23 protein-coding genes are annotated in these 23048 nt (G+C 70.8%); 7 read left to right on the forward strand and 16 right to left on the reverse strand.

Going from position 1 to position 23048, the window contains the following annotated elements:
• Positions 1–2: 2 nt before the first annotated feature.
• From KV097_RS07000 to KV097_RS07015, 4 genes are read right to left on the reverse strand one after another with little or no spacing between them, the layout of a single operon-like run.
• A complete protein-coding gene (locus KV097_RS07000; RefSeq protein ID WP_220365467.1) occupies positions 3–1007 on the reverse strand; it encodes a hypothetical protein in 1005 nt (334 codons plus the stop codon).
• Positions 1004–1732: a hypothetical protein gene (locus KV097_RS07005; RefSeq protein WP_220341135.1), complete on the reverse strand. Its 729-nt coding sequence runs from the start codon at positions 1730–1732 to the stop codon at positions 1004–1006. The genes KV097_RS07000 and KV097_RS07005 overlap by 4 nt, the downstream gene beginning before the upstream one ends.
• A 46-nt stretch (positions 1733–1778) precedes the next feature.
• Complete coding sequence (locus KV097_RS07010) at positions 1779–2696, reverse strand: tetratricopeptide repeat protein (protein WP_220346822.1); 918 nt, start codon at positions 2694–2696, stop codon at positions 1779–1781.
• A gap of 37 nt (positions 2697–2733) precedes the next feature.
• Entirely contained in the window at positions 2734–3048 is a 315-nt protein-coding gene (locus KV097_RS07015; protein WP_220341133.1) for a hypothetical protein, read from the reverse strand.
• A gap of 44 nt (positions 3049–3092) precedes the next feature.
• On the opposite strand from KV097_RS07015, the gene KV097_RS07020 reads away from it, so the two are divergent.
• The gene (locus KV097_RS07020; RefSeq protein ID WP_220365468.1) at positions 3093–4508 is read left to right on the forward strand and encodes an amidase; all 1416 of its coding nucleotides are present in this window, start codon (positions 3093–3095) and stop codon (positions 4506–4508) included.
• Positions 4509–4518: 10 nt separating this feature from the next.
• Positions 4519–5553, forward strand: coding sequence for a mechanosensitive ion channel family protein (locus KV097_RS07025; RefSeq protein WP_220365469.1), 1035 nt, complete (start codon positions 4519–4521; stop codon positions 5551–5553).
• On the opposite strand, the gene KV097_RS07030 is transcribed toward KV097_RS07025, so the two are convergent.
• On the reverse strand, positions 5554–5976 hold the full coding sequence (locus KV097_RS07030; RefSeq protein ID WP_220341130.1) for a globin: 423 nt from the start codon (positions 5974–5976) through the stop codon (positions 5554–5556). It lies immediately after the preceding gene.
• 22 nt (positions 5977–5998) lie between these two features.
• Positions 5999–6736 carry an acyl-CoA thioesterase gene (locus tag KV097_RS07035; RefSeq protein ID WP_220365470.1) on the reverse strand — a complete coding sequence of 246 codons (738 nt, stop codon included), beginning with the start codon at positions 6734–6736 and terminating at the stop codon, positions 5999–6001.
• Positions 6737–6903: 167 nt separating this feature from the next.
• On the opposite strand from KV097_RS07035, the gene fabG reads away from it, so the two are divergent.
• From fabG to KV097_RS07050, 3 genes are read left to right on the forward strand one after another with little or no spacing between them, the layout of a single operon-like run.
• On the forward strand, positions 6904–7659 hold the full coding sequence (gene fabG / locus KV097_RS07040; protein WP_301022839.1) for a 3-oxoacyl-ACP reductase FabG: 756 nt from the start codon (positions 6904–6906) through the stop codon (positions 7657–7659).
• A 1-nt stretch (position 7660) separates the two neighbouring features.
• Complete coding sequence (locus KV097_RS07045) at positions 7661–8689, forward strand: phosphotransferase family protein (RefSeq protein ID WP_220365471.1); 1029 nt, start codon at positions 7661–7663, stop codon at positions 8687–8689.
• A gap of 19 nt (positions 8690–8708) precedes the next feature.
• Complete coding sequence (locus KV097_RS07050) at positions 8709–9917, forward strand: acyl-CoA dehydrogenase family protein (protein WP_220365472.1); 1209 nt, start codon at positions 8709–8711, stop codon at positions 9915–9917.
• Positions 9918–9929: 12 nt separating this feature from the next.
• Here KV097_RS07050 and KV097_RS07055 read toward each other — a convergent pair whose 3' ends face one another.
• Genes KV097_RS07055 through KV097_RS07070 form a run of 4 tightly spaced genes read right to left on the reverse strand, consistent with a single transcriptional unit; the run spans position 9930 to position 13883 of the window.
• Positions 9930–10712 (reverse strand): SDR family oxidoreductase, encoded by a 783-nt coding sequence (locus tag KV097_RS07055; RefSeq protein WP_220341125.1) that lies wholly within the window; start codon positions 10710–10712, stop codon positions 9930–9932.
• 1 nt (position 10713) lies between these two features.
• The gene (locus KV097_RS07060; protein WP_220341124.1) at positions 10714–11478 is read right to left on the reverse strand and encodes an SDR family oxidoreductase; all 765 of its coding nucleotides are present in this window, start codon (positions 11476–11478) and stop codon (positions 10714–10716) included.
• The gene (locus tag KV097_RS07065; RefSeq protein WP_220341123.1) at positions 11475–12698 is read right to left on the reverse strand and encodes an acetyl-CoA C-acetyltransferase; all 1224 of its coding nucleotides are present in this window, start codon (positions 12696–12698) and stop codon (positions 11475–11477) included. Before KV097_RS07065 ends, KV097_RS07060 begins: the two co-directional genes overlap by 4 nt.
• A 39-nt stretch (positions 12699–12737) precedes the next feature.
• Positions 12738–13883, reverse strand: a complete 1146-nt coding sequence (locus tag KV097_RS07070) for an acyl-CoA dehydrogenase family protein (RefSeq protein ID WP_220341122.1) — start codon at positions 13881–13883, stop codon at positions 12738–12740.
• Between the two features lie 101 nt (positions 13884–13984).
• On the opposite strand from KV097_RS07070, the gene KV097_RS07075 reads away from it, so the two are divergent.
• Complete coding sequence (locus KV097_RS07075; protein WP_220341121.1) at positions 13985–14566, forward strand: TetR/AcrR family transcriptional regulator; 582 nt, start codon at positions 13985–13987, stop codon at positions 14564–14566.
• An 85-nt stretch (positions 14567–14651) separates the two neighbouring features.
• On the opposite strand, the gene KV097_RS07080 is transcribed toward KV097_RS07075, so the two are convergent.
• Positions 14652–15188 (reverse strand): YceI family protein, encoded by a 537-nt coding sequence (locus KV097_RS07080; protein ID WP_255559266.1) that lies wholly within the window; start codon positions 15186–15188, stop codon positions 14652–14654.
• Positions 15189–15331: 143 nt separating this feature from the next.
• Between KV097_RS07080 and KV097_RS07085 the strand changes: the two genes are divergently transcribed.
• A complete protein-coding gene (locus tag KV097_RS07085) occupies positions 15332–15817 on the forward strand; it encodes a MarR family winged helix-turn-helix transcriptional regulator (protein ID WP_220341119.1) in 486 nt (161 codons plus the stop codon).
• 15 nt (positions 15818–15832) lie between these two features.
• Here KV097_RS07085 and ettA read toward each other — a convergent pair whose 3' ends face one another.
• From ettA to KV097_RS07110, 5 genes are all read right to left on the reverse strand, one after another.
• Positions 15833–17515 (reverse strand): energy-dependent translational throttle protein EttA, encoded by a 1683-nt coding sequence (gene ettA, locus KV097_RS07090; RefSeq protein WP_220341118.1) that lies wholly within the window; start codon positions 17513–17515, stop codon positions 15833–15835.
• 91 nt (positions 17516–17606) lie between these two features.
• Positions 17607–18077, reverse strand: a complete 471-nt coding sequence (locus KV097_RS07095) for a single-stranded DNA-binding protein (RefSeq protein ID WP_220365473.1) — start codon at positions 18075–18077, stop codon at positions 17607–17609.
• Between the two features lie 102 nt (positions 18078–18179).
• Positions 18180–19805: a GTPase gene (locus tag KV097_RS07100; RefSeq protein WP_220365474.1), complete on the reverse strand. Its 1626-nt coding sequence runs from the start codon at positions 19803–19805 to the stop codon at positions 18180–18182.
• A gap of 1 nt (position 19806) precedes the next feature.
• Positions 19807–21525 (reverse strand): dynamin family protein, encoded by a 1719-nt coding sequence (locus KV097_RS07105; protein WP_301022093.1) that lies wholly within the window; start codon positions 21523–21525, stop codon positions 19807–19809.
• Between the two features lie 105 nt (positions 21526–21630).
• Positions 21631–23046, reverse strand: coding sequence for a PrsW family intramembrane metalloprotease (locus KV097_RS07110; RefSeq protein WP_220365475.1), 1416 nt, complete (start codon positions 23044–23046; stop codon positions 21631–21633).
• Between the last annotated feature and the right edge of the window lie 2 nt (positions 23047–23048).

Raw genomic sequence — 23048 nt, forward strand, 5'->3', positions numbered from 1 at the left:
CGTCAGGGGCTCGCCTCCACCGGGCCGGTCTCCTCGACGTCGACCACTCCCCCGTACTGCCCGAGGACGCGGGGCAGACCGACCCCGCCCTGCGGCGGGACGTACATCAGCACCTGGTGGTAGTAGCGCAGCACGCCGGATCCCGTCATCGGGCTCCCGAGGTAGGCCTTGTGCTCCGACGCCTCCGGCCAGGTGACCGTCGCGCCGGGTGCCAGGACCCAGCCGTCCTGGCGCATCAGCGTCCCGAACACCAGCGCACCGCCGTCCTGCGTCCGCATGGTGTGCGTGACCGGCTGCGACGACCAGGTCCGGCGGAAGGTCGTGCCGGGCTTGGCGAGCCCGGCAGCCTGGGCGCGCATCTGGGTGACGAACGAGTCCGCGGTGACCTGGTCGGCGCGCGGCGAGCTCGGGTCGCCCAGGGCCGCCGCGTACGCCTGCATCGCGGCCGCCGGGCTCGAGACCAGACCGTCGCCGTCGTCGACGGGGACCGTCTCGAGCACCTCGTCGACCGTCCTCGGCACGGGGAGGACCGTGCTGAGGAGCGCCTCGGGGGAGGCGGTGAGCTCCCACTGCTCGGTGGACGACGCGCGTTCGAAGACCTGGATCCTCCGCATGCCGCGTGCCGCGTCGCGCGCGGTTACGACGAACCACAGAGGGTAGGCGTCCAGGCGCGGCGTGTAGACGTCCTCGATCTCCGCCGGCGCCACCGCTGCCCCGGTCGACGCGCTGCCGTGCACGCGCTTCGCCACGTCGATCGCACGTCCGTCGACCGCGAGCACCGGCCCGGTCTCGACGAGCGCCAGGATGTCGGGATCCAGCGCGCCGAAGGCGGCGGCTCGGGCCTTCTCGTAGTTGCGGTAGGTACGGTCGACCTCGTCGTGGTCGGCCGCGATCTTCGAGACCTCGGTGCTGGTCTTCTCGAGTGGCACGATGCCGCACCCGCTGACCAGCGCCCCGACGAGGAGTCCTGCAGCGAGCACCGCGCCCGGACGGCGGCCGCTGATCATGCGGTTGCCTTCTCGGTGAGGAAGTCGTCCCACGTGTCGGCGTCGGCGGGATCGGTCTCCAGCCAGGGAGCGTCCCACTCGTCGTCGGCGAACCCGGGTGCGTCGGCAGGCGGCGGCGGACGGCGTACGCCCGCGACGGCACCGAGGGCGACGAGACCCAGGACCACGGCTCCGAGACCGGCGAGCGTCGTCCCCACCGCCACCCCGAAGGCACCCGGCACCTCGTACGCACCGGTCAGGCGCAGGCCCGCGAGGTCGGAGTCGCCGACGGCCAGCACAGCCAGCGAGACGGTCTCGTCGGGCAGCCGGAAGCGGAGCTCGGCACCGCCGACGCCGGAGGCCTGCTCGAGCCACCAGTCGAGCGCGGTCGGTGCCGCGGGAAGCTGCGGCTCACCCTCGACGGCCCGGGTGCGCACCGACCACGGGACGCGGTAGCGCGTCAGCTCCAGGTGCGAGGTCGACGAGAGGTAGTCGGCGACGTCGAGGGAGTGTGCCAGTCCGACGAACACCGGCTTATCGTCCGGAACCTCGACGAGAACGCTGACCTGAGGGCCGTGGCGGGCGAGCACCGACGGGCTGGTCGCGACCGCACGCGAGTCGGTGTCGAGCGTGCGCGTCCCGGTCGTCATGCGGTCGTCCGGGCCGACAGCGAACGCGACCACAGCGCCCAGGATCGCCAGCAGGATCCCGAGCGTCAGCAGCCCGGCCCCCGCCACCCGTCGCATGGAGCCAGTATGCAGGGGCCGCCACAGCGGACGCCGGGGCCCGCGCTCAGAACAGGGCGGAGGCGAGCTTGCGGCGCGCCTGGGCGACCCGGGGGTCGTCCGAGCCGACGATCGTGAACATCTCGACGAGCCGCCCGCGGACCCGCTCGCGCTCGTCACCGGCCGTGCGTCGCACGAGGTCGATCAGGCGACCGAACGCGTCGTCGACGTGGCCGCCCGAGAGGTCGAGGTCGGCGACGAGCATCTGCGCGTCCAGGTCGTCGGGGTTCTGGGCGGCCGCCTCGCGCGCCGCCGTCAGGTCGGCGTCGGCCGTGCGGTCGAGAAGTCGGGCACCGGCGAGCCGCTCGGCTGCCTCGGTGTCGGCAGGGTTGGCGGCGAGCAGCTTCTCGTACTCGCTGATCGCGGTGGCGTAGTCGCCCTCCGCGAAGGCGTCGTCGGCCGCGGCGAAACGCGGGTCGTCTGCGGGCTCCTCCTCGGCAACCTCGGCCACGCCGCCGACCGGCGGGGCGGACCCGGTGACGCCGTTGGCCTGGGCGACGCGGAGCAGCTCGTCGAGGTACTGACGGACCTGCGCCTCGTCAGCCGTCCCCTGGAACAGCGGGACCGGCTGACCCTTGACGACACCGACGACGAACGGAACGCCCTGTGCACCGAGCATCTGCGCGATCTGCGGGCTGGTGTCGACGTCCACCCGCGCCAGAAGCAGCCGACCGCCGTAGGAGTTGGCGACGGTGGCGAGCACCCGGTTGAAGTCGTCACCCTGCGGGGCACGGGACGACCAGAGCGCCAGCACGACCACATGGTCGAGGGAGCTCTGGAGAACGTCCTGGAAGTTCTGCTCGGTGACGTCGAGCACCCACGAGGCACCCGCGGGTGCGGGGCCGCGTGGAGCGCCGGCCGGAGCACCGGGAGCAGCGTTCTTGAGGGCGGACAGATCGATCGCACCAGGACGGGAGAAGCTCACGGGCGGGTCTCCTCGAAGGCTCGGGTAGGACGGACGGTCAGCGGTGGGACTCGAGCGTCTTGCGCTCGGACGACGAGGTGACCGCCTTGCCCGGCGCCACGACGTACGGGAGGTAGCTCGGTGTCGTCCGGCGTGCCAGGAGGTAGCCGAAGACGGTCAGGACCAGCGCGATCCCCAGCGGGATCCCGGCGAAGATGAGGATCAGCTGGAGGGTCGTCAGCGACTGGGGGTCCTCCCAGCCGACCGGGACGTCGGCGGCGGCGGGTGCGGCAGCAGCGACCGCAAGCAGCGGCGACGCGACCAGCGCACCGGCGACGGCAGAACGGACAGCGGTACGGCTCCGGCTCAGCATGGCGACATTCTAGCCGAGGGGGGACCGCGTCTAGGCTCGGCGGTATGCCCGCTCAGCTCGGCACACCTCCCGCCTCCGCCCTCGCGCTGGCCGCCGCCTACCGCAGCGACCAGACCGATCCCGTCGCAGTGGTCGACAGGCTGCTGGAGCGGATCGGCGCTCTGGACGCGGAGGTCGGTGCCTTCGTGACCGTCACCGCCGACGAGGCACGCGCCGCCGCGCTGTCGGCCCGCGACGCGCTGCGCGGGTCCGGAGCCGACGCCCTCCCGCCGATGTTCGGGGTGCCGACGGCGCTGAAGGACCTCACGCCGACCGCGGGTGTCCGTACGACGTACGGCTCTGCCGCCTTCGCAGACCTGGTGCCGGAGACCGACGGCTCCATCGCCGTACGGGTCGCGTCGGCGGGGATGATCAGCCTCGGCAAGACGAGCACGCCCGAGCTCGGGCTCCCCTGCTACACCGAGCCGGACGTGGCACCGCCGTCCCGCACCCCGTACGACCTGAGCCGTGGCGCCGGTGGTTCGTCGGGCGGCGCCGCGGCAGCGGTGGCGGCAGGCCTCGTCCCCGTGGCCGTCGGCTCCGACGGAGGCGGTTCGGTCCGCATCCCCGCATCCTCGTGCGGACTGGTCGGCATCAAGGTGAGCCGGGGGTTGGTCGCCGGGACACCCGAGGAGATCGACGTCTCCGGCCTCTCCGTGCCCGGGACCCTCGCTCTCACCGTCGGTGACGCCGCGGCGATGCTCGACGTCGTCGCGCTCACCGGGAGCCGCATGCTCGACGCCTGCGGCCGGGCACCCGGTCGGCTGCGGGTGGCACGCTTCTGCGACCCGGTGATCAGCGAGCTGCCCCCCGACCCCGAGGTGGTCGCCGCGTACGAGGAGACCAGCCGCCTCCTCGAGCGCCTCGGGCACGACGTGGTCGACGTCGACCCTCCGTTCGGGCCGGACACGGTCTCCGCGTTCGAGACCGCCTGGTTCGTCGGCGCGGCCTCGGTCGACGTGCCCCCCGAGCGCGAGGAGCTGCTGCGACCCCTCACCCGCTGGGAGCGGGACCGTGGCCGCGCCGCCACCGGCGTCGAGTACGCCGCCGCGCTGCTCGCGATGCGCCAGGCCGAGCAGCGCACCCTCGAGGCCTACGCCGGCTATGACGTCGTCCTCACCCCCACGCTCGGCCAGCTGCCTGCCCTCGTCGGCTCGTTGCGCGACGATGCCGATCCCGTTGCCGACTTCGAGGCGCAGAAGGGCTTCACTCCCTACACGTCGGTCTGGAACATCGCCGGTGCCCCGGCCCTCTCGCTGCCCACCGGGTGGAGTCGGGCGGGCCTCCCGATCGGCACGATGATCGCCGGGAAGCCGGGCGCCGAGCCGCTCCTGCTGAGCCTCGCGGCCCAGGTCGAGCACGAGTGCTCGAGCCGGGGCAACCCCTGGAGGCGTCCGCGCACGGTGATGACCGACCGCTAACGTCGAGGGCATGCTCGTGACCGCCGACGCCACCGAGAACCCGTGCTGGGCGGACTCGGACAACACCATCTGCCGACTCGTCCACCGGTGGACCGACAACGACACCCTTGCCGAGCTCTCCGACCTGCTGCTGGCCAAGCCGCTGGCGATCCTCGTCCTCGTGCTCGCGGGGGTCGCGGCCCGGTGGCTCGTGAACCGCCTGATCGACCGCATCACCCGGACCGCCGCGGCCGGCACCGTCCCGGGTGCGCGGGCCGCCGAGGCGATCACCCCCATCCTGCACGAGCGGCGCGAGCAGCGCGCCCGGAGCATGGGCTCGCTGCTCAAGAACATCTCGACCATCGTGATCTTCACCGTCGTCGCCTTCATGGTGATCGCGACGATGGGCTACAACATCGGGCCGCTGCTGGCGTCCGCGGGGATCCTGGGTGTGGCGCTCGGCTTCGGCGCCCAGAGCCTCGTCAAGGACTTCATCTCCGGCATCTTCATGATCCTGGAGGACCAGTACGGCGTGGGCGACGTCGTCGATCTCGGCGACGCGACCGGCACGGTCGAGGCGGTCAGCATGCGCGTCACGCGGTTGCGCGACGTCAACGGGACGGTCTGGTACGTCCGCAACGGCGAGATCCTGCGCGTCGGCAACCAGAGCCAGAACTGGGCCCGCACGGTCCTCGACGTGCCGGTCGGCTACGACGTCGACCTGGGCGAGGTCCGCGCGACCCTGCACGAGGTCGCGCTCGCGCTGTGGCAGGACCCGGCCTGGAGCGGCGCCGTCCTCGAGGAGCCCGAGGTCTGGGGGGTCGAGCGGTGGACGCCCGAGGGTGTCGTCGTCCGCGTCGTCCTCAAGACCGCCCCGATGAAGCAGTGGGAGGTCGCGCGCGAGATGCGCGAGCTGATCAAGGAGCGGTTCGACGCGCTCGGGATCGGGATCCCGTACGCGCACGCAGCGGCGTACGGCGCCCCTCCCCTGCCCACGCAGGACCGGGACTCAGACCGGGACCAGGACGGGCAGCAGGACCCGGACCAGGCGAGCGACGCGGGCTGATCAGCGCGGCTGTGCCGGTCCGAGGTCCTGCGGCGCGTTGATCATGAACTGCGCGGCATGGGTGACGTACGCCCAGAACTCACGGTCGTGCTCGGGCGACAGACCGACGCGGTCGAGGGCCGCGCGGAAGTGGCGCAGCCAGTGCTCGGCGGCGGTCGGTGTCACGGCGAAGGGAGCGTGGCGCATCCGCAGGCGCGGGTGACCCCGGCGCTCGGAGTAGGTCGTCGGGCCGCCCCAGTACTGGACGAGGAAGTCCGTGAAACGCTCCTGCGCGGGGCCGAGGTCCTCCTCCGGGTACATCGGACGGAGGACCGGGTCGTCGGCGACACCCTCGTAGAAGGCAGCGACGATCGACGCGATCGTCTCGTACCCGCCGATCGCGTCGTAGAAGGTCTGCTGCTGCTCCGCCTGGTTCTGGCTCACGCCACCATTGTCACCGGTCGCCTCAAGCCCGGGCGAGGTGCGGTAGGAGATGGGACCTCTCGTGCTCGGTCAGCGGCCGCGACCGCTGCTCCCCAGGGTCGAACCCGACGATGACCGCGCGCGAGGTCACGAGGACCACCGGACCGTCGACCTCGGCCGGCTCGTCGTCGACCATCTCGGCACGGATCTCGAAGGACGACCGGCCGACGCGGGTGACGGCGGTGCGCACGGCGTACGGGCGCTCGCGGTGCACGATCGGGCGCAGGTAGGTCAGCTCGCTGCGCCCGATGACCCAGGGGAGCTCGGGATCGCGGGCACCGATCGACGAGACGAAGGCGACACGACCCTCTTGGAAGAGCTCGAGGGTGGCTGCCTCGTCTACCGCTCCGTCGGGACCGAGGTCGCGGGCCCGCACGAGCACGGGGACGTCCGTGGCGGGCCCCGACGACGGTGCGACCGCGGGCAGTCGTCCCCGCGTACGGACGAGCACGCTCCGGCCCCGGGCGTAGACCGTGCGGCCGCCGTCCTCCCGCAGGTCGATGATCTGCTGCTCCAGGACGGTGTCACCCCGGGTCCTCGACCCGAAGACGCTCGACTCGACCAGGACCGGCTCGGGACGGAAGACCAGCGGTGCGCGGTACTCCAGCTCGAGGCGGACGAGCCGCGCTCCCTCCCCGGCCGCCAGCCGGGCCTCGCGGAAGTAGTCGGCGTAGGTGACGTTGTTGACGTGACCTTGGGAATCCATGTCGGCCCAACGCATCGGACACGAGTAGACGTGGTGCACCCGACGATCGTGGCAGACTCGGCCCCCAGGTCTGGGGCGAACCGTGATGTGACCCTGTGTTTCGCCCCACTGCCATGCGGTACCTTGCTAAGCGACCGCTTAGCGGTACCACGAGCACTCACCCGAAGCCACGAGGAGAAGTTGTGAGCCAGCAGCGCACCGCCATCGTCACCGGCGCCGCACGCGGGATCGGCGCCGCCGTCGCCAGGCGGCTGTCGTCGGACGGACACGCCGTCGCCGTCATCGACCTCGACGAGGACGCGTGCGCGGGCACCGTCGACGCGATCACCACCGCGGGCGGCAAGGCGATCGCCGTCGGCGCCGACGTCTCGGACGAGGAGGCGGTCACGGCCGCCTACGCACGCGTCGAGGCCGAGCTCGGGGCTCCCACGATCCTGGTCAACAACGCGGGCATCATCCGCGACAACATGCTCTTCAAGATGAGCGTCGCCGAGTGGGACGCGGTCATGAACGTCCACCTGCGCGGCGCGTTCCTCATGTCCCGAGGCGCCCAGAAGCACATGGTGGACGCGAAGTTCGGCCGCATCGTCAACCTCTCGTCGACCTCGGCGCTCGGCAACCGCGGCCAGGCCAACTACTCTGCGGCCAAGGCCGGTCTCCAGGGCTTCACCAAGACCCTCGCGATCGAGCTCGGCAAGTTCGGCATCACCGCCAACGCGATCGCTCCCGGGTTCATCGAGACCGAGATGACCGCGGCGACCGCCGCGCGCGTGGGCGTCGACTACGAGGACTTCAAGAAGTTCAGCGCCCAGCAGATCCCGGTGGCGCGCGTCGGTCAGCCCGAGGACATCGCCGCGACGGCGTCGTTCCTCACCAGCGAGGAGTCCGGCTTCGTCTCCGGCCAGGTCATCTACGTCGCCGGCGGACCGAAGGACTGACATGACCGACCTCCCAGGCCTGGACCTGGACCGGCTGGGCACCTACCTCGAGGACTCGGTGCCCGGCCTGGTCGGAGGTCCGCTCACCGGATCCGTCATCCCGGGCGGGCGCTCCAACCTGACGTACGACGTGACCGACGGCGAGACCCACGTGGTCGTGCGTCGCCCGCCGCTGGGGCACGTGCTCGCCACCGCGCACGACATGCGGCGTGAGTTCACCGTCATCAACGCGCTCGGCTCGACGAACGTCCCGGTCCCTCACGCGTACGTCCTGTGCGAGGACACCGACGTCATCGGCTCGCCGTTCTACGTGATGAGCAAGGCCGAGGGCCGTGCTCTGCGGCGTGCCGGAGAGCTCGAGGAGCTGGGGCCCGAGCGCACCGCCGACATCGCCGGCCTGTTGATCGACACGCTCGCCGACCTCCACGCCGTCGACCCGGCCTCCGTGGGCCTCGAGGAGTTCGGGCGGCCGCAGGGCTACCTCGAGCGCCAGGTGCGCCGGTGGACCAAGCAGGCGGAGGCATCGAAGAGCCGCGACCTCGCCGGGTACGAGGAGCTACGTGACTTCTTGGGCACGCACGTGCCGACCCACTCCGACGCGACGATCGTGCACGGCGACTACCGTCTCGACAACGTCCTCGTCGACACCTCCCCCGACGGCAAGGACGCGATCACCGCGGTCCTCGACTGGGAGATGGCCACGCTCGGCGACCCGCTCTCCGACATCGCCCTCACGATCGTCTACCAGGAGATGGGCCGGTCGACCCGCAACAACGCGGTGGCCGACGCGACGGCAGCGCCGGGCTACCCGACGGTCGACGAGGTGCTCGAGCGCTACTCCTCCCGGAGCGGACGCGACGTCTCGACGATGGGCTTCCACCTGGCGCTCGGCTACTTCAAGCTCGCGGTCATCACCGAGGGCATCCACTACCGCTACACCCAGGGCCAGACGGTCGGCGACGGCTTCAGCCGCATGGGCGCGGCGACCGAGCCGCTGATCGCCGCCGGCCTCGCCTCGGCCCGCACCTGACCCCCGAGCAAGGAGCACCATGGACTTCGCGTACGACTCCACGACGATCGAGCTGCGCGAGCGGCTGCTGGGCTTCATGGACGAGCACGTCTATCCGGCCGAGAAGGAGTTCCACGCGGCGGTCGACGCCCACCCCGACCACTGGGGCCCGCCACCGATGATCGAGGACCTGAAGGCGGCGGCGCGCAAGCAGGGCCTGTGGAACCTCTTCCTTCCCGGGGACGGCGGCGCCGGGCTCACCAACCTCCAGTACGCTCCCCTCGCCGAGATCACCGGCCGCAGCTCCGCCATCGCGCCTGTCGCCCTCAACTGCGCCGCGCCTGACACCGGCAACATGGAGGTGCTCCACGCCTTCGGCACCGAGGAGCAGAAGCGCGACTGGTTGGAGCCGCTGCTCGCCGGTGAGATCCGGTCCGCGTTCGCGATGACCGAGCCTGATGTCGCCTCCTCCGACGCGACCAACATCGCGACGTCGATCGTGCGCGACGGCGACGACTACGTGATCACTGGGCGCAAGTGGTGGATCACCGGCGCGATGAACCCCAACGCCGCGATCTTCATCGTGATGGGCAAGACCGACCCGACCGCCGGACGGCACCGCCAGCAGTCGATGATCCTGGTCCCGCGCGACACTCCAGGCGTCGAGATCGTCCGCGGGATGCACGTCCTCGGCTACGACGACCGTGACCACGGAGGTCACGCGGAGATCGTGTTCACCGACGTGCGCGTGCCCGCGTCGAACCTGATCGCGGGCGAGGGCGACGGATTTGCGATCGCCCAGGCCCGTCTCGGGCCCGGCCGGATCCACCACTGCATGCGGGCGATCGGGATCGCCGAGCGCGCGATCGAGGCCATGTGCCGACGCGCCAGCAGCCGGGTGGCCTTCGGTCGGCCGCTGTCCGAGCAGGGCGTGGTCCGCGACTGGATCGCCGAGTCGCGGGTCAAGGTCGAGCAGCTGCGCCTGCTGACGCTCAAGACGGCCTGGCTCATGGACACCGTCGGCAACCAGAGCGCGCACGCCGAGATCCAGGCGATCAAGATCGCCACGCCCCGCACGGTGGAGTGGATCCTCGACAAGGCGATCCAGACGCACGGGGCCGCCGGGCTCTCGCAGGACTTCCCGCTGGCCGCCGCGATCGCCGGCATCCGTACGCTCCGGTTCGCCGACGGCCCGGACGAGGTGCACAAGAACGCCCTCGCCAAGGCCGAGCTCCGTCGGCACGCCTGACGCGGCGCCGGCTCAGAAGTCGGCGCGCAGCTCCTCGACCCGCTGCTGGAGCCGGTTCATGCCACCTAGCCAGCGGTCGGGGTCGGCTGCCTTCGCCCGCACGTAGTCGGCGACCTCGGGATGGGGCAGGATCAGGAACCGGTCGTCCTCGAGCGCGTCGAAGACCGTCGCCGCCACGCGCTCCGGCGTGATCGCGGTCTCGGTGAGGGTGACGTCCCCCGCCGGCCCGGAGTCGTCGAGCATCGCCGTACGCACTCCCTGCGGGCACAGCGCCTGCACGACGACACCCCGGTGCCGGTAGGTCGCCGACAACCACTCGGCGTGCGCCACGGCAGCGTGCTTGCTCAGCGTGTACGGGGCAGAGCCCAGCATCGTCAGCAGGCCGGCGGCCGAGGCGGTCGCGACGAACCGCCCCTCCCCCCGCTCCAGCCACTCCGGCAGCAGCGCCCGCGCGGCGCGGACGTGCGCCATGACGTTGACCTGCCACGACGTCTCGAAGTCGGCGTCGGTCGCCGTCGCGGCGTCGCCGCGGGCGATCCCGGCGTTGGCGAAGAAGACGTCGATCGACCCGAGGTGGTCGCGTGCAGCGTCGACGAGGGCCTGGACGCCGTCGGCCGAGGCCGCGTCACCGGCGACCGCCAGCCCTCCGACCTCCTCCGCGACCCGTGCGGCAGCGTCGCCATCGAGGTCGTTGACGACGATCCGCGCACCGGCTGCGACGAGCCGGTGCGCGATCGCCCGTCCGATCCCGTTGCCGCCGCCGGTGACGACGACACCCGCGCGATCGGGAAGCACGTCAGACCCCGCCGGTGAGGGTGAGCCCGCCGTCGACGACGATGTTCTGCCCGGTCAACCACCCGGAGTCGTCCGACAGCAGGAACGCGACCACGGAGGCGATGTCGGCCGGGACACCGAGGCGCTTCATCGGGTACGCCGAGGCCACCTCGTCCTCTCGACCCTCGTACAGCGCCGACGCGAACCGCGTCTTCACGACCGCCGGCGCGACCGCGTTGACGCGCAGCTGCGGGCCGAGCTCGACCGCGAGCTCCTGGGTGATGTGGATGAGCATCGCCTTGGTGGCTCCGTAGAAGCCGATCCCGGGCGCCGGCTTCGTGCCCGCGACCGAGGCGACGTTGACGACCGTGCCGCCGTGGGTCTCCATCCAGGCAGCGTAGGCCCGCTGCGTCCAGGACAGGGCACTCAGCACGTTGACCGCGAACATCTTCTGCGCCGCCGCCAGGTCGAGATCGATCATGCGCCCGTAGACGGGGTTGATGCCGGTGTTGTTGACCAGGTGGTCGAGGGACCCGAACACCTCCAGCGTGCGCGCGACCGCCTCCTCCTGGTGGGCAGGGTCGTCAGCCTTGCCCGGGACGCCGATCGCCACCTCGGGGCCACCGAGGTGGACCACGGCCTCCTGCAGCGCCTCGTCGTTGCGGGCAGTCAGGCACACCCGCCCACCCTCGTCGACGATGCGCTGCGCGATGCCGAGCCCGATGCCACGGCTCGCCCCGGTGATGATCGCGGTGCGGCCCTCGAAGCGCTTCGCGCCGCCGGTCACGACAGCCTCTCGAGCACCATCGCCATGCCCATGCCGCCGCCGACGCACATCGACTCGACGCCGAACTGCTTGTCGTGGGTCTGGAGCGAGTTGATCAGCGTCGCCGTGATCCGAGCACCGGTCATGCCGAACGGGTGACCGACCGCGATCGCACCGCCGTTGACGTTGAGCGTGTCGATGTCGATGCCGAGCTGCTGGGCCGAGCCGAGCGACTGGACCGCGAACGCCTCGTTGATCTCGAACAGGTCGATGTCGCCGAGAGCCATCCCGGCGTTCTTGAGCGCCTGCGGGATCGCCTCCACCGGGCCGAGCCCCATGATCTCCGGGGAGAGACCGGTCACGCCGGTGGACACGATGCGCGCCAGCGGGGTGAGGCCGAGCTCCTTGGCGCGGGTGTCGCTCATGATCACCAGGGCCGCGGCGCCGTCGTTGAGCGGGCAGGCGTTGCCGGCGGTCACGGTGCCGTCGGGTCGGAAGACCGGCTTCAGCTGCGACACCGCCTCGTACGTCGTGCCGGGGCGGGGGCCGTCGTCGACGGTGACCTGGGTGCCGTCGGGCAGCGTGACCGGGGTGATCTCCCGCTCCCAGAAGCCGTCCTTGATGCGCTCCTCGGCGAGGTTCTGGCTGCGCACCGCGAAGCGGTCCTGCTCCTCGCGGCTCATGCCGAGGATCTGGGCGACGTTCTCGGCGGTCTGGCCCATCGCGATGTAGACGTCAGGGAGCCGGTCGTCCTCGCGTGGGTCGGTCCAGGTCTGACCACCCTTCGAGAGCTCCTCGGTGTGCTGCGCGGCATCGGCGAAGACCGGGTTGGTGATCTCCTGACCCGGGATCGCGTCGCTGTTGCCCTTGACGAAGCGGCTGACCGTCTCGACACCGGCCGAGATGTAGGCGTCGCCCTCGCCCGCCTTGATCGCGTGGAACGCCATCCGGGTGGACTGGAGGCTCGAGGAGCAGTAGCGGGTCACGGTGGTGCCGGGCAGGAAGTCGTAGCCGAGGAGCACAGAGACGACGCGCCCCATGTTCATCCCCTGCTCGCCACCCGGCAGACCGCACCCGAGGATGAGGTCGTTGATCTCGCGCGGGTCGAGCTCGGGCACCTTGTCGAGCGCGGCACGCACCATCTGCGCGGTGAGGTCGTCAGGACGCATGTCCTTGAGCGAGCCCTTGAAGGCACGGCCGATCGGCGAGCGCGTGGTGGAGACGATGACGGCTTCGGTCATGAGGATTCCTTGTCTGAGGGGCCGAATCTTGTCGTGTGGTCAGAGCCCGAGGTCGCGACCGATGAGCTCTTTCATGATCTCGTTGGAGCCCGCCCAGATCTTGGTGACACGGGCGTCACGCCAGGCACGGGCGACTCGGTACTCGTTCATGTAGCCGTACCCGCCGTGGATCTGGACGCAGTGGTCGAGCACCTCGTTCTGGACCTGCGACGACAGCCACTTGACCTTGGCCGCGTCGATCGCGGTCAGCTCGCGCGAGGTGTGCGCGAGCACGGCGGCGTCGACGTACGCCTCGACCGACTCGATCCGCGTCACGAGCTCGGCGAGGAGGAACTTGTTGTGCTGGAACGACCCGATCGGCTGCTTGAACGCGTGCCGCTCCTTGGCGTAGGCGATCGTCTCGAGCAGGATCTGCTTGGCGTGCGCGACGTTGGAGACGGCGCACGACAGCCGCTCCTGCGGGAGACGCTCCATCATCGCGATGAACCCGCGGTCGACCTCGCCGATCACCTGGTTGTCGCTCACCCGCACGTCGGAGAAGAACAGCTCGGCTGTGTCGGACTCGCTCTGGCCGACCTTGTCGAGCTTGCGGCCACGGGTGAAGCCGTCCATGCCGGTCTCGACGGCGAACAGCGTGATGCCCTTGGCGCCCTTCTCCGGGCTGGTGCGGGCCGCGACCACCACGAGGTCGGCGGACCAGCCGTTGGTGATGAAGGTCTTGGAGCCGTTGATGACCCACCCGTCACCATCGCGCACGGCGGTGGTCTTGAGCGCGGCCAGGTCGGAGCCGCCCGACGGCTCGGTCATCGCGATCGCGGTGAGCAGCTCGCCGGTCACGAAGCGCGGGAGCCACCGCGCCTTCTGCTCGTCGGTGGTGAGCTCGACGAGGTACGGCGCGACGATGTCGGAGTGGATGCCGGTGCACGACGGGAGGGCGGCGTTGACCTTGGACAGCTCCTCGGCGAGCACGGCGTTGAAGCGGAAGTCGCGTGCCTCGGCGCCGCCGAACGCCTCGGGGACCTCGAGGCCGAGCAAGCCCTGCTTGCCGGCCTCGAGCCAGTAGTCACGCGGCAGGCCCTTGTCCTCGGCGTACGCATCGGCGTGGGGCAGGACGCTACGCTCGACGAACGCCGCGACCGATGCGCGGAATGCCTCGTGGTCGTCGTCGAAGATGGCTCGTTTCACGGAGTGCCTCCGGGTCATGGGGTCACGATCACCTAGAGTGTACTAAGCGATCGCTTAGCGCCAGGGGTCCCCCACCCCGCTGTCGAAGACCAGGAGCGCCCATGACCGAGGTTCCCGCACGCGAGCGGCTGATGGACGCCGCAGTCGAGGCGTTCGCCGAGCGTGGGTTCCACGCCACGACGACCCGCGACATCTCGACGCGGGCGGGCATGAGCCCGGCAGCGCTCTACGTGCACCACGCGTCCAAGGAGCAGCTCCTCTACGAGATCAGCTCGGCCGGCCACCTCAATACCCGCAACATGATCGCCGCCGCGTACGCCTCCACCGCCGACCCCGTCGAGCGGCTCGCCACCATCCAGTTCGAGTTCACGCGGTGGCACGCGGTCCACAGCAAGCGCGCCCGGGTGGTCCAGTACGAGATCTCTGCGCTCACGCCTGAGCACCGCAAGGAGGTCGCGGGCTACCGGCGCGACATCGAGCGCGTCTACCGCGACGCGATCGGCGAGGGCGTCGACAAGGGCGTCTTCGAGGTCAGCGATGTCCCTGGCACCGCGCTCGCCCTCATCTCCATGGCGATCGACCTCGTCCGCTGGTATCAGCCGGGTGGGCCTCGTACGCCCGAGGCTGTCGGCAACCTGTATGCCGACCTGGCGCTCCGAGCCGTGGGGGCCGTGCACCGCTGAGCACAGCAAGACGGCCGCCCCTGAGCCGTGGGCTCCAGGACGGCCGTCGTCGTCATCGACGTCCTCGGGACGTCGATGTCGCGTGCTACTGGGCGAGGACGGCCTCGCCGGTGATGATGATGCTGATCTTGTCGCCGATCATGACCTTGTCACCCTCGAGCGGGATGTTGAAGTCGATGCCGAAGTCCTTGCGGCTGATCGTCGTGGTGGCCTCGATGCCCACGCGCGTCCCGCCCCACGGGTCCTGACCCTCGCCGAGGAAGTCGACGGCCAGCTCGACCGGGCGAGTGACGTCCTTGATCGTGAGGTCGCCACGCAGGACGAACTCGGTGTCGGACTTCTCGACGACGCCGGTCGACGTGAAGGTCATCGTCGGGTGGGTCTCCACCGAGAAGAAGTCGGACGAGCGCAGGTGGGCGTCACGATCAGGCGTGCCGGTGTTGATCGAGACGAGGTCGATCGTGGCGGTGGCGGTCGAGTCGGTGATCACGGGGGCGGTGGTGATGCTGCCCTCGAACCTCTCGAACTTGCCGCGAACCTTGCTCATGAGGTGGCGGACGGTGAAGCCGATCTCCGTGTGGGTCGGGTCGAACGTCCAGGTGCCTGTGGTGATCTGTGCCATGGGTTGCATCCTCTTCGGGCGGGTTGTGCTCGTCGGTCTGGTCTGGCGCTGGCGATCCGCTAGGTTCCTGCGGTTTCAACCAACTGCCGTCACGATAGCACAACTGATTTAAGATCCAACTATTCCCGCGCTACACTTCTCGCATGACCTCGACCACGCAGGCTTCCCCCGAGACACGCTGGCTCGACGACGGCCAGCAGGCGATCTGGCGGTCGTTCCTGGGCGGCTCGACGGTCTTCTTCGACCAGCTCGACCGCGACCTGAGGCGCGAGCACGACCTCTCGATGCCCGAGTACGAGATCCTCGTCCGCCTGTCCGAGGCCGACGACTGGACGCTGCGGATGGCCCAGCTCGCCGACCAGGTCTCCCACTCTCGCAGCCGGGTCACCCACACCGTCGCGCGCCTCGAGCGCGCAGGGCTGGTCGTGCGCCGCTCGTGCGTCTCGGACGGCCGCGGGGTCAACGCGCAGCTCACCGAGGCCGGCATGGAGCGGCTGCGCGAGGCAGCCCACACCCACGTCGGCGGCGTACGCCGATATCTGTTGGACAACGCCACCGACGAGGAGTTCGAGGTGATCGGTCGGGTGTTCGAGCGCATCCGCAACGACCTCGGCGGCGCGCGCTTCTGACCGACCCTCGGTGGATCAGTCGCGGGTGAGGCGCCGATAGGTCAGCGCGTGCGGCCGTGCAGCCTCGGGGCCGAGTCGCTCGACCTTGTTGGCCTCGTAGTCGGCGAAGTTGCCCTCGTACCAGTACCAGCGGGCGGGGTTCTCGGCGTCGCCCTCCCAGGCCAGCGTGTGGGTGGCGACCCGGTCGAGGAACCACCGGTCGTGGGAGACGACCACGGCACAGCCGGGGAAGTCGAGCAGCGCGTCCTCGAGCGACTGAAGCGTCTCGACGTCCAGGTCGTTGGTCGGCTCGTCGAGCAGCAGCAGGTTGCCGCCCATCTTGAGCGTCAGCGCCAGGTTGAGGCGGTTGCGCTCACCGCCGGAGAGGATGCCGGCACGCTTCTGCTGATCGGGCCCCTTGAATCCGAACGACGCGACGTAGGCGCGGCTCGGCATCTCGAAGTTGGCCACCTTGATGTGGTCGAGGCCGTCGGACACGACCTCCCACACGTTCTTGGAGGGGTCGATGCCCGACCGGGACTGGTCGACGTAGGAGATCTTGACCGTGGTGCCCACAGTGAGGTCGCCGGAGTCAGGCTGCTGCTCACCGGTGATCATCTTGAACAGCGTCGTCTTGCCGACGCCGTTGGGACCGACCACGCCGACGATGCCGGCACGCGGGAGCGAGAAGTTGAGGTTGTCGATCAGCGTCCGCTCGCCGAACGACTTCTTGAGGTCGCGGACGTCGAGGACCACGTCACCCAGGCGGGGGCCCGGCGGGATGTTGATCTCGGAGAGGTCCACCGCCCGGCTGCGCTCGGCCTCGGCGGCGAGCTCCTCGTACCGGGCCAGACGCGACTTGCTCTTGGCCTGGCGCGCCTTCGGGTTCGAGCGGACCCACTCGAGCTCACGCTCGAGGATCTTCTGCCGCTTGGCGTCCTTCTTGCCCTCGACGACCAGCCGCTGCTGCTTCGTGTCGAGGTAGGTCGAGTAGTTGCCCTCGTACGGGTGGGTCTTGCCGCGGTCGAGCTCCAGGATCCACTGCGCCACGTTGTCGAGGAAGTAGCGGTCGTGGGTCACGGCGAGGACGGCGCCTGGGTACTTGGCGAGGTGCTGCTCGAGCCAGAGCACGCTCTCGGCGTCCAGGTGGTTGGTGGGCTCGTCGAGGAGGAGCAGGTCAGGCTGCTGGAGCAGGAGCTTGCACAGCGCGACACGCCGCCGCTCTCCACCGGACAGCTTGTCGACGAGGGCGTCCGGCGGCGGGCACCGCAGCGCGTCCATGGCCTGCTCGAGACGCGAGTCCAGGTCCCACGCGTTGGCGTGGTCGAGGGCGGTCTGGAGGTCGCCCATCTCCGCGAGAAGGGAGTCGAAGTCGGCGTCGGGGCTCGCGAGCTCCTCGCTGATCGCGTTGAAGCGGTCGAGCTTGCCCTTGATGTCGGCGACGGCCTCCTCGACGTTCTGGAGGACGGTCGCGCCGTCGGTGAGAGGCGGCTCCTGGAGGAGGATGCCGACGTTGGCCCCGGGATCGAGGTGGGCGTCGCCGTTGCTCGGCTGCTCCATGCCGGCCATCAGCTTGAGCAGGGTCGACTTGCCGGTGCCGTTCGGCCCGACGACACCGATCTTGGCCCCGTGGAGGAAGGAGAGCGTCACGTCGTCGAGGACGACCTTGTCGCCGAGCGACTTGCGGACGTTGCGCAGGGTGAAGACGTAGTCAGACATGATGGGTCAAGGGTAGGCGCTCCCCCGGCCGCCGCGTGAATCGGACCGTCGAGCGGCCTGCGGCCGCGACGGCCGGGACGGAAGCCGGGGGTCAGACAGCCACCGGCTCGCCCCGCGGAGCGGCCCCGTCGACGACGTGCGTGCTCTCGAACGCCGCGACCGCCTGACCCTCGCCGCCTGCGGGCTCGGGTGTCGCCGCGGGCTCGTTGCGGTGGAACTCGGTCGTCCCACGGTTGAGGTCGTGGCAGACCGCCGTCGCCTCGAGGACGTCGCGGCGGTGCTGCTCTCCGGTCTCCCGGTCTTGCCAGGAGTGGGTCCGGAGCCTGCCGATCACGACGATCGGGTCACCGAGGGCGAGGGAGGCAGCGGCGTTCTGGGCGAGAGCGCGGGTGGCCTTGACCGTGATCCACACGGTCTCGAGGTCGCGCCACCCGCCCTGCTGGCGGTCGTAGTAGCGAGGCGTGGATCCGACCCGGAACATCGCCCAGGCGAAGCCGTTGCTCTCCCTGAGATCCACCGGCGTGCCGAGGTTGCCGTAGACGGTCATCTGGTTGTCGCTCATGTGCTGCTCCAATCATCGGGGACATCCCGATGGTGGGGCCCGCCAGAGCGCGGCGGCAGCACGCCGCCGCCGGCTGTGGACGGCGGCGCGCTGTGCGCGACGTCAGATGCGGCGGCCCAGGGCCGTCGCGATGCCGCGGCGAACCTGGTCGTACGCGGCGAGCTCGTTGTCGACGGGCGCGAGGACCCGCTCGCTCGCGACGTCGACGATCGTCGCTCGGAGCGCCTCGTCGATCTCCTGCGCCCGGCGACTCGCTGAGGACTTCGCTGCCACCGTCGCGACCATCGCGAGCACCAGACCGATCACCAGCCCTCCGACCGAGAGGTAGACGGGCAGCCAGACTCCGCCGATCATCGGCGCCGCTGCGTCGCCGGTCACCTCCGCGCCGACCAGCGCGAGCAACCAGAGCAGACCCGCCACCGTCACCGCGAGCGCCGTCCACTGGACCGTCTTGACGACCGACCACCAGGTCGGCGCGCGGTCGAGACCCAGCCCGGTGCGGGACATCTCGTGGTCCAGCACGTCGGCCAGGTCGCGGTTCGGGACGACGACGGCGCGGCGTACGGACTGCACCCACGGCGGGGTCAGGCCGATCGTGGCCTTCTCGGCGACGTCGCGGACAGCCACGTCGACCGCCGGCCGCTGCACCCTCGCGCTCACGTCATCGAACTCGAGCGACCGCAGGGCCCCGCCCTCGGCGGCCGAGGGCCGCTTCGAGCGGCCGACGAACCGCAGCGGCGGCCACGTCGTCGCCGTGACCGCACGCGAGACGAGTGCCTTCTCGGCCGAGTCCGCGACCGCCGACACGCCCGCCGCCTCGGCGAGGGTCGCCACCAGCTGGTCGCGGTCGGAGTCGGTCAACCCGATCGCCGGCACGTCTCCGCTCATCTGCTCGAACGCCTTGGCGATGTGCTCGACGTCGGCACCGGTCCGCATCCCGGCGGCCTGCTTGTCCCGGATCTTGCGGACCAGCGCGCGCTTGAAGTCGTCCACGCCGTCGCCCCGCAGGGCGGACACCGCGATGAGCGGGACCCCCGCCAACCCGTCGTCGGCCAGGAGCCGGCGGACGTCCTGCAACGTCCCGTCCCACTTCTCGGGTGGCAGCCTGTCGATCTGGTTGAGCACGACCATGGTCACGCCGGCGTGGCGGGCCAACGGGCGGAGGTAGCGGTCGTGGATCGCCGCGTCGGCGTACTTCTGGGGATCGAGGACCCACACCAGGACGTCGGCGTACTGCACGAGCCGATCGACCTCGAGGTGGTGGCTCACCTCGGTCGAGTCGTGGTCGGGCAGGTCGAGGAGCACCAGCCCGTCGAGGTTCGTGTCGTCGGGGACGGTCCCGAGCGGGCTGGTCAGCGACATCTGCTGGCGCTCGGGGATGCCCATCCACTCGAGCAGGTCACGGGACCCGCTCTCGCCCCAGGCGACTGCCATCGCCCAGGAGGTGGTCGGGCGGCGCACGCCGACGGCCGACAGCTCGATGCCGGCCACCGCGTTGAACAGCGACGACTTGCCGGAGCCGGTGGCACCGGCGAGTGCGACGACCGTACGGTCGCTGGCCAGGCGCAGGCGGTCCGCGGCGCGACGGACGACGGTGGCGCCCTCGTTCACCAGGCCAGGGTCGAGCCGGCCGGAGGCGGCATCCACGGCGGCGGCGAGGCCGTCGACGCGCGCGGCGACGTCACCGCCATTCGTGCTGAACAGCGGTGCGGGTGGGGTGTCGTTCACGTCAGTCCCAGTCCTCGGGGATCAGGTCGGTGTGGCGTGCATCCTCGGCGGCCCGAGCAGCGGCTCGAATGCTATCGGCTGCCGAGGGTGCTGCGGCAGCCCGTGCGAGTACGTCGTAAAAACGCTGGCGTTCGTCTCGCAGAACGGTCGCGGCTCGCCGGAGAAGGTCTTCTTTGGCGAGGTCGAGCAGCTGTCGCGCCGTCGTCTCCCCGAAGACGTCGATGAGCAGCTCACGGGCCGTCGAGGCCCCGGTGGCGATCTCCTCGTCGCGGGGTGCGAGCTCGTTGATGACGCAGACGCCGAGCGTGACCGCGGAGCCGGTCGTGCCGAGGGCGAGGAAGCGGGACGTCATCCGGCGTTCGGAGCCCTCCGCGCGCACGATCTCGGTGCAGGCCTCGATCCAGTCGGCGGCGATCCGCTCGGCTCGCGGACGCAGCATGCGGTTGGCACGCTCCAGGTCGCGGCCGGCGTTGCGCAGGAGGATGGCGCCGGCAGGCACCTGCTCCCACAGCTGGTACGCCGCGTGGGCGCCGGCCTCGGCCTGCTCGAGCAGCAGCAGCTCGACGTTGTGGGACAAGCTCTCCTGCACCTCGTTGACGCGCGCTCGACGGCCGCGGACGCTGTCCACGATGCGGTCGCGCAGTCGCCCGATCTTGTCCTCGTTGCCGCGCAGCAGGTCGCCGGAGCCGGCGAAGTCGCGCCAGCGCGCGGCCAGCTCGCCGCGCATCAGCGTGCCGTCGGAGAGGCTCTTGGCGAACGCGGCCTCAGCGCCGTTGTAAGCGCGGTCCACGTCCTCGACGAGCCCGGTGAGCACCGTGCCCTGCTCGGCGACGGCGTCGGCGACGTCGAAGGCCCCGAAGACGATCTTGCGCACCGCGCCGTCGAGGGTCTGGGTCACGATCGACGCACGCACCTCAGGGTCGCCCGCCAGGTCGTGGAGCCAGTTGAGGATCGGGGCGACCGCGCTCGGCGGCAGAAGTCCGTCGTCGTCGACCTCGGCCTCCAGGACCGTGAACAAGGGCGAGTCCTTCAGGCCACGTGCGGTGAGCATGCGGGCCAGGTGGCCGCGGACCTCGCCCATCGACTGGTCGGGCGTACGGTCCAGCACGATCGCGACGGCGGCACTGCGCTCGGCGGCCTCGCGCAGGTAGTCCCACGGGACCTGGTCGGCGTACCGTGCGGCCGAGGTGACGAACAGCCAGAGATCTGCCGCGGCGAGCAGCTCGCTCGCGAGCCGACGGTTCTCGGCCTCGACGGAGTCGACGTCAGGGGCGTCGAGGAGCGCGAGGCCCTTGGGGACGGTGTGCGCGGGCACCAGCGTCAGCGCCCGGGTGTCGTGCGACTGGGTGGTCGCACGCGCCAGGTCGGGCAGGATGCGGTCGGGCTGGAACCACTCGGCGTCGGCGGGGTTGTGCACCAGCACCGCTGACCGCGTCGTGGGCCGCAGGACCCCCGAGGCGGTGACCCGGCGGCCGACGAGCGAGTTGACCAGCGTGGACTTGCCTGCGCCCGTCGACCCGCCGACCACCGTCAGCAAGGGCGCGTCGAGCTGCACCAGGCGAGGCAGCACGTAGTCGTCGAGCTGTGACAGCAGTCGGCGCTGCGCCTCGCGCCCGTCGGACGCCCCCGCGATCTCCAGCCCGAGAGCAGCACCGCTCAGCTCGGCGCGCAGCTTGAGCAGCGCAGCGAGCAGGGTGGCGGTAGAACCGTCCCTCGACACTCGGACCTCCGGGAGAGTGGGTGTGCTTGCCCCGGCCTCAGCGTAGTGGAGAGCACCACGCTTGACGCACCGGTGACCGGGGACGAGCCCGTCAGGTGGTCGCGGTCACTCTCGACGATGCGGCTCGGGGCTGTCAGGCCCCGGCGCGTTCGGGGGTACGTCGGCCGGTCGCGGCTGCGGCCGAGGGGCGTACGGGGTGTTCATCCCGTAGTGCGGCGCAGCAGGCCCAGGCGGGACGGACGGCGCCCGACCGTAGGGAGGGACCGCGTACGGGCCGGGACCGTGGGTCTGGCCGTAGCCCTGCCCGTACGGGCCGACCGGGGGCGAGGCGAAGCGCAGCGGCGGCGGGAGGACGGCGTACGGCCGGAGGATCCGCATCTCGGCGAGGAAGGCGTCGACGCGCTCCACGGCGTGCGGCTTGGGCATCCGGTCGATCACTCCCGCGTACAGGAACGCCATCGTGATCGCGTCGCGCTGGTAGCGCCGCGTCGCCTTGGCCGAGATCCGGCCACCGTGCGTCCGTGCGTGCTTGACCGCCTTGCGCCGGTAGGAGAGGGAAGCGATGAACGGGATCTCGTCTGCGACGAGCCATCCTCGGCGCGCGATGTCGGTCAGCGCACGCGTCAGGTAGCGGCCCTGGTTGCGTCGCGCGACGGCGGCGAGGACCACGGTGGCCGCGAGCAGGAGACCGGTGAAGGCGTACGCGATGAGGAAACCGCCGCCCCCCAGATAGCTCACGCCGCCGTTCCAGATGCCGTGCAGCAGGACGCTCCCGAGCAGACCCGCGGACCACAGGAGTGCGCGCTTGAGGCGGGAACGCTGACTCACGGCGAGACCGACCGCGATGCCGAAGGCGGCGGTGAACATCGGGTGCGCGAACGGGCTCATGATGCCGCGGAGGACGAAGGTCACGGTCGTGGCGCCGGCCCCCTCGATGCCTGTCTCGTCGATGCCGACGTACGCGCCGGCGTAGTAGCCGATGTTCTCGACGAAGGCGAAGCCCAGCCCGACGAGCCCGGCGAAGACCAGCCCGTCGATGACCCCGTCGATCACGCGTCGCATCCGCAGGAAGGTCAGCACGAGGAAGAGGCACTTGGCCGGTTCCTCGGTCACCGGTGCGATGAAGGTCGCGAGCACCGGGTCGGAGAGGTCGAACGTCTCGGAGACGAAGATCTGCGCCGCGAGCGCGATCGCGACGGCCACGACTCCACCCCAGACCACCGCGGCCAGCTTGTAGTGCCACGGCTCCGGCTCGTAGCGGTCGAGCCAGAAGAAACAGCCGAGCAGAGCGGGCAGAGGGAGCAGCGCGTACAGCAGGCTCAGCCCGCTCCCGGCCGCGTCGCCGCTCCCGACGGCGAAGAAGCCGGCGCCCACCACACCGATCACCGCGGTGATGAGCATGAGCACGACCAGCAGCGTGTGCCCCCGCTGCCACATGGGGTCGCGCAGCCGAGGAAGCGGCCCTGGCGGGACCGGCGACGAAGGGGGCTGCGGCAGACGCGCCGCAAACGGCGGGGACACAG

Origin of the sequence: Mumia sp. zg.B17, assembly GCF_019550915.1 — a bacterium.
GTDB lineage: Bacteria > Actinomycetota > Actinomycetes > Propionibacteriales > Nocardioidaceae > Mumia.

Bases quoted from the DNA above. Each gene is read 5' to 3' on its own strand.
- KV097_RS07000 (WP_220365467.1), bottom strand. From the start codon at position 1,007: ATGATCAGCGGCCGCCGTCCGGGCGCGGTGCTCGCTGCAGGACTCCTC.
- KV097_RS07005 (WP_220341135.1), bottom strand. From the start codon at position 1,732: ATGCGACGGGTGGCGGGGGCCGGGCTGCTGACGCTCGGGATCCTGCTG.
- KV097_RS07015 (WP_220341133.1), bottom strand. From the start codon at position 3,048: ATGCTGAGCCGGAGCCGTACCGCTGTCCGTTCTGCCGTCGCCGGTGCG.
- KV097_RS07020 (WP_220365468.1), top strand. From the start codon at position 3,093: ATGCCCGCTCAGCTCGGCACACCTCCCGCCTCCGCCCTCGCGCTGGCC.
- KV097_RS07025 (WP_220365469.1), top strand. From the start codon at position 4,519: ATGCTCGTGACCGCCGACGCCACCGAGAACCCGTGCTGGGCGGACTCG.
- KV097_RS07035 (WP_220365470.1), bottom strand. From the start codon at position 6,736: ATGCGTTGGGCCGACATGGATTCCCAAGGTCACGTCAACAACGTCACC.
- KV097_RS07045 (WP_220365471.1), top strand. From the start codon at position 7,661: ATGACCGACCTCCCAGGCCTGGACCTGGACCGGCTGGGCACCTACCTC.
- KV097_RS07050 (WP_220365472.1), top strand. From the start codon at position 8,709: ATGGACTTCGCGTACGACTCCACGACGATCGAGCTGCGCGAGCGGCTG.
- KV097_RS07065 (WP_220341123.1), bottom strand. From the start codon at position 12,698: ATGACCGAAGCCGTCATCGTCTCCACCACGCGCTCGCCGATCGGCCGT.
- KV097_RS07075 (WP_220341121.1), top strand. From the start codon at position 13,985: ATGACCGAGGTTCCCGCACGCGAGCGGCTGATGGACGCCGCAGTCGAG.
- KV097_RS07080 (WP_255559266.1), bottom strand. From the start codon at position 15,188: ATGGCACAGATCACCACAGGCACCTGGACGTTCGACCCGACCCACACG.
- KV097_RS07085 (WP_220341119.1), top strand. From the start codon at position 15,332: ATGACCTCGACCACGCAGGCTTCCCCCGAGACACGCTGGCTCGACGAC.
- ettA (WP_220341118.1), bottom strand. From the start codon at position 17,515: ATGTCTGACTACGTCTTCACCCTGCGCAACGTCCGCAAGTCGCTCGGC.
- KV097_RS07095 (WP_220365473.1), bottom strand. From the start codon at position 18,077: ATGAGCGACAACCAGATGACCGTCTACGGCAACCTCGGCACGCCGGTG.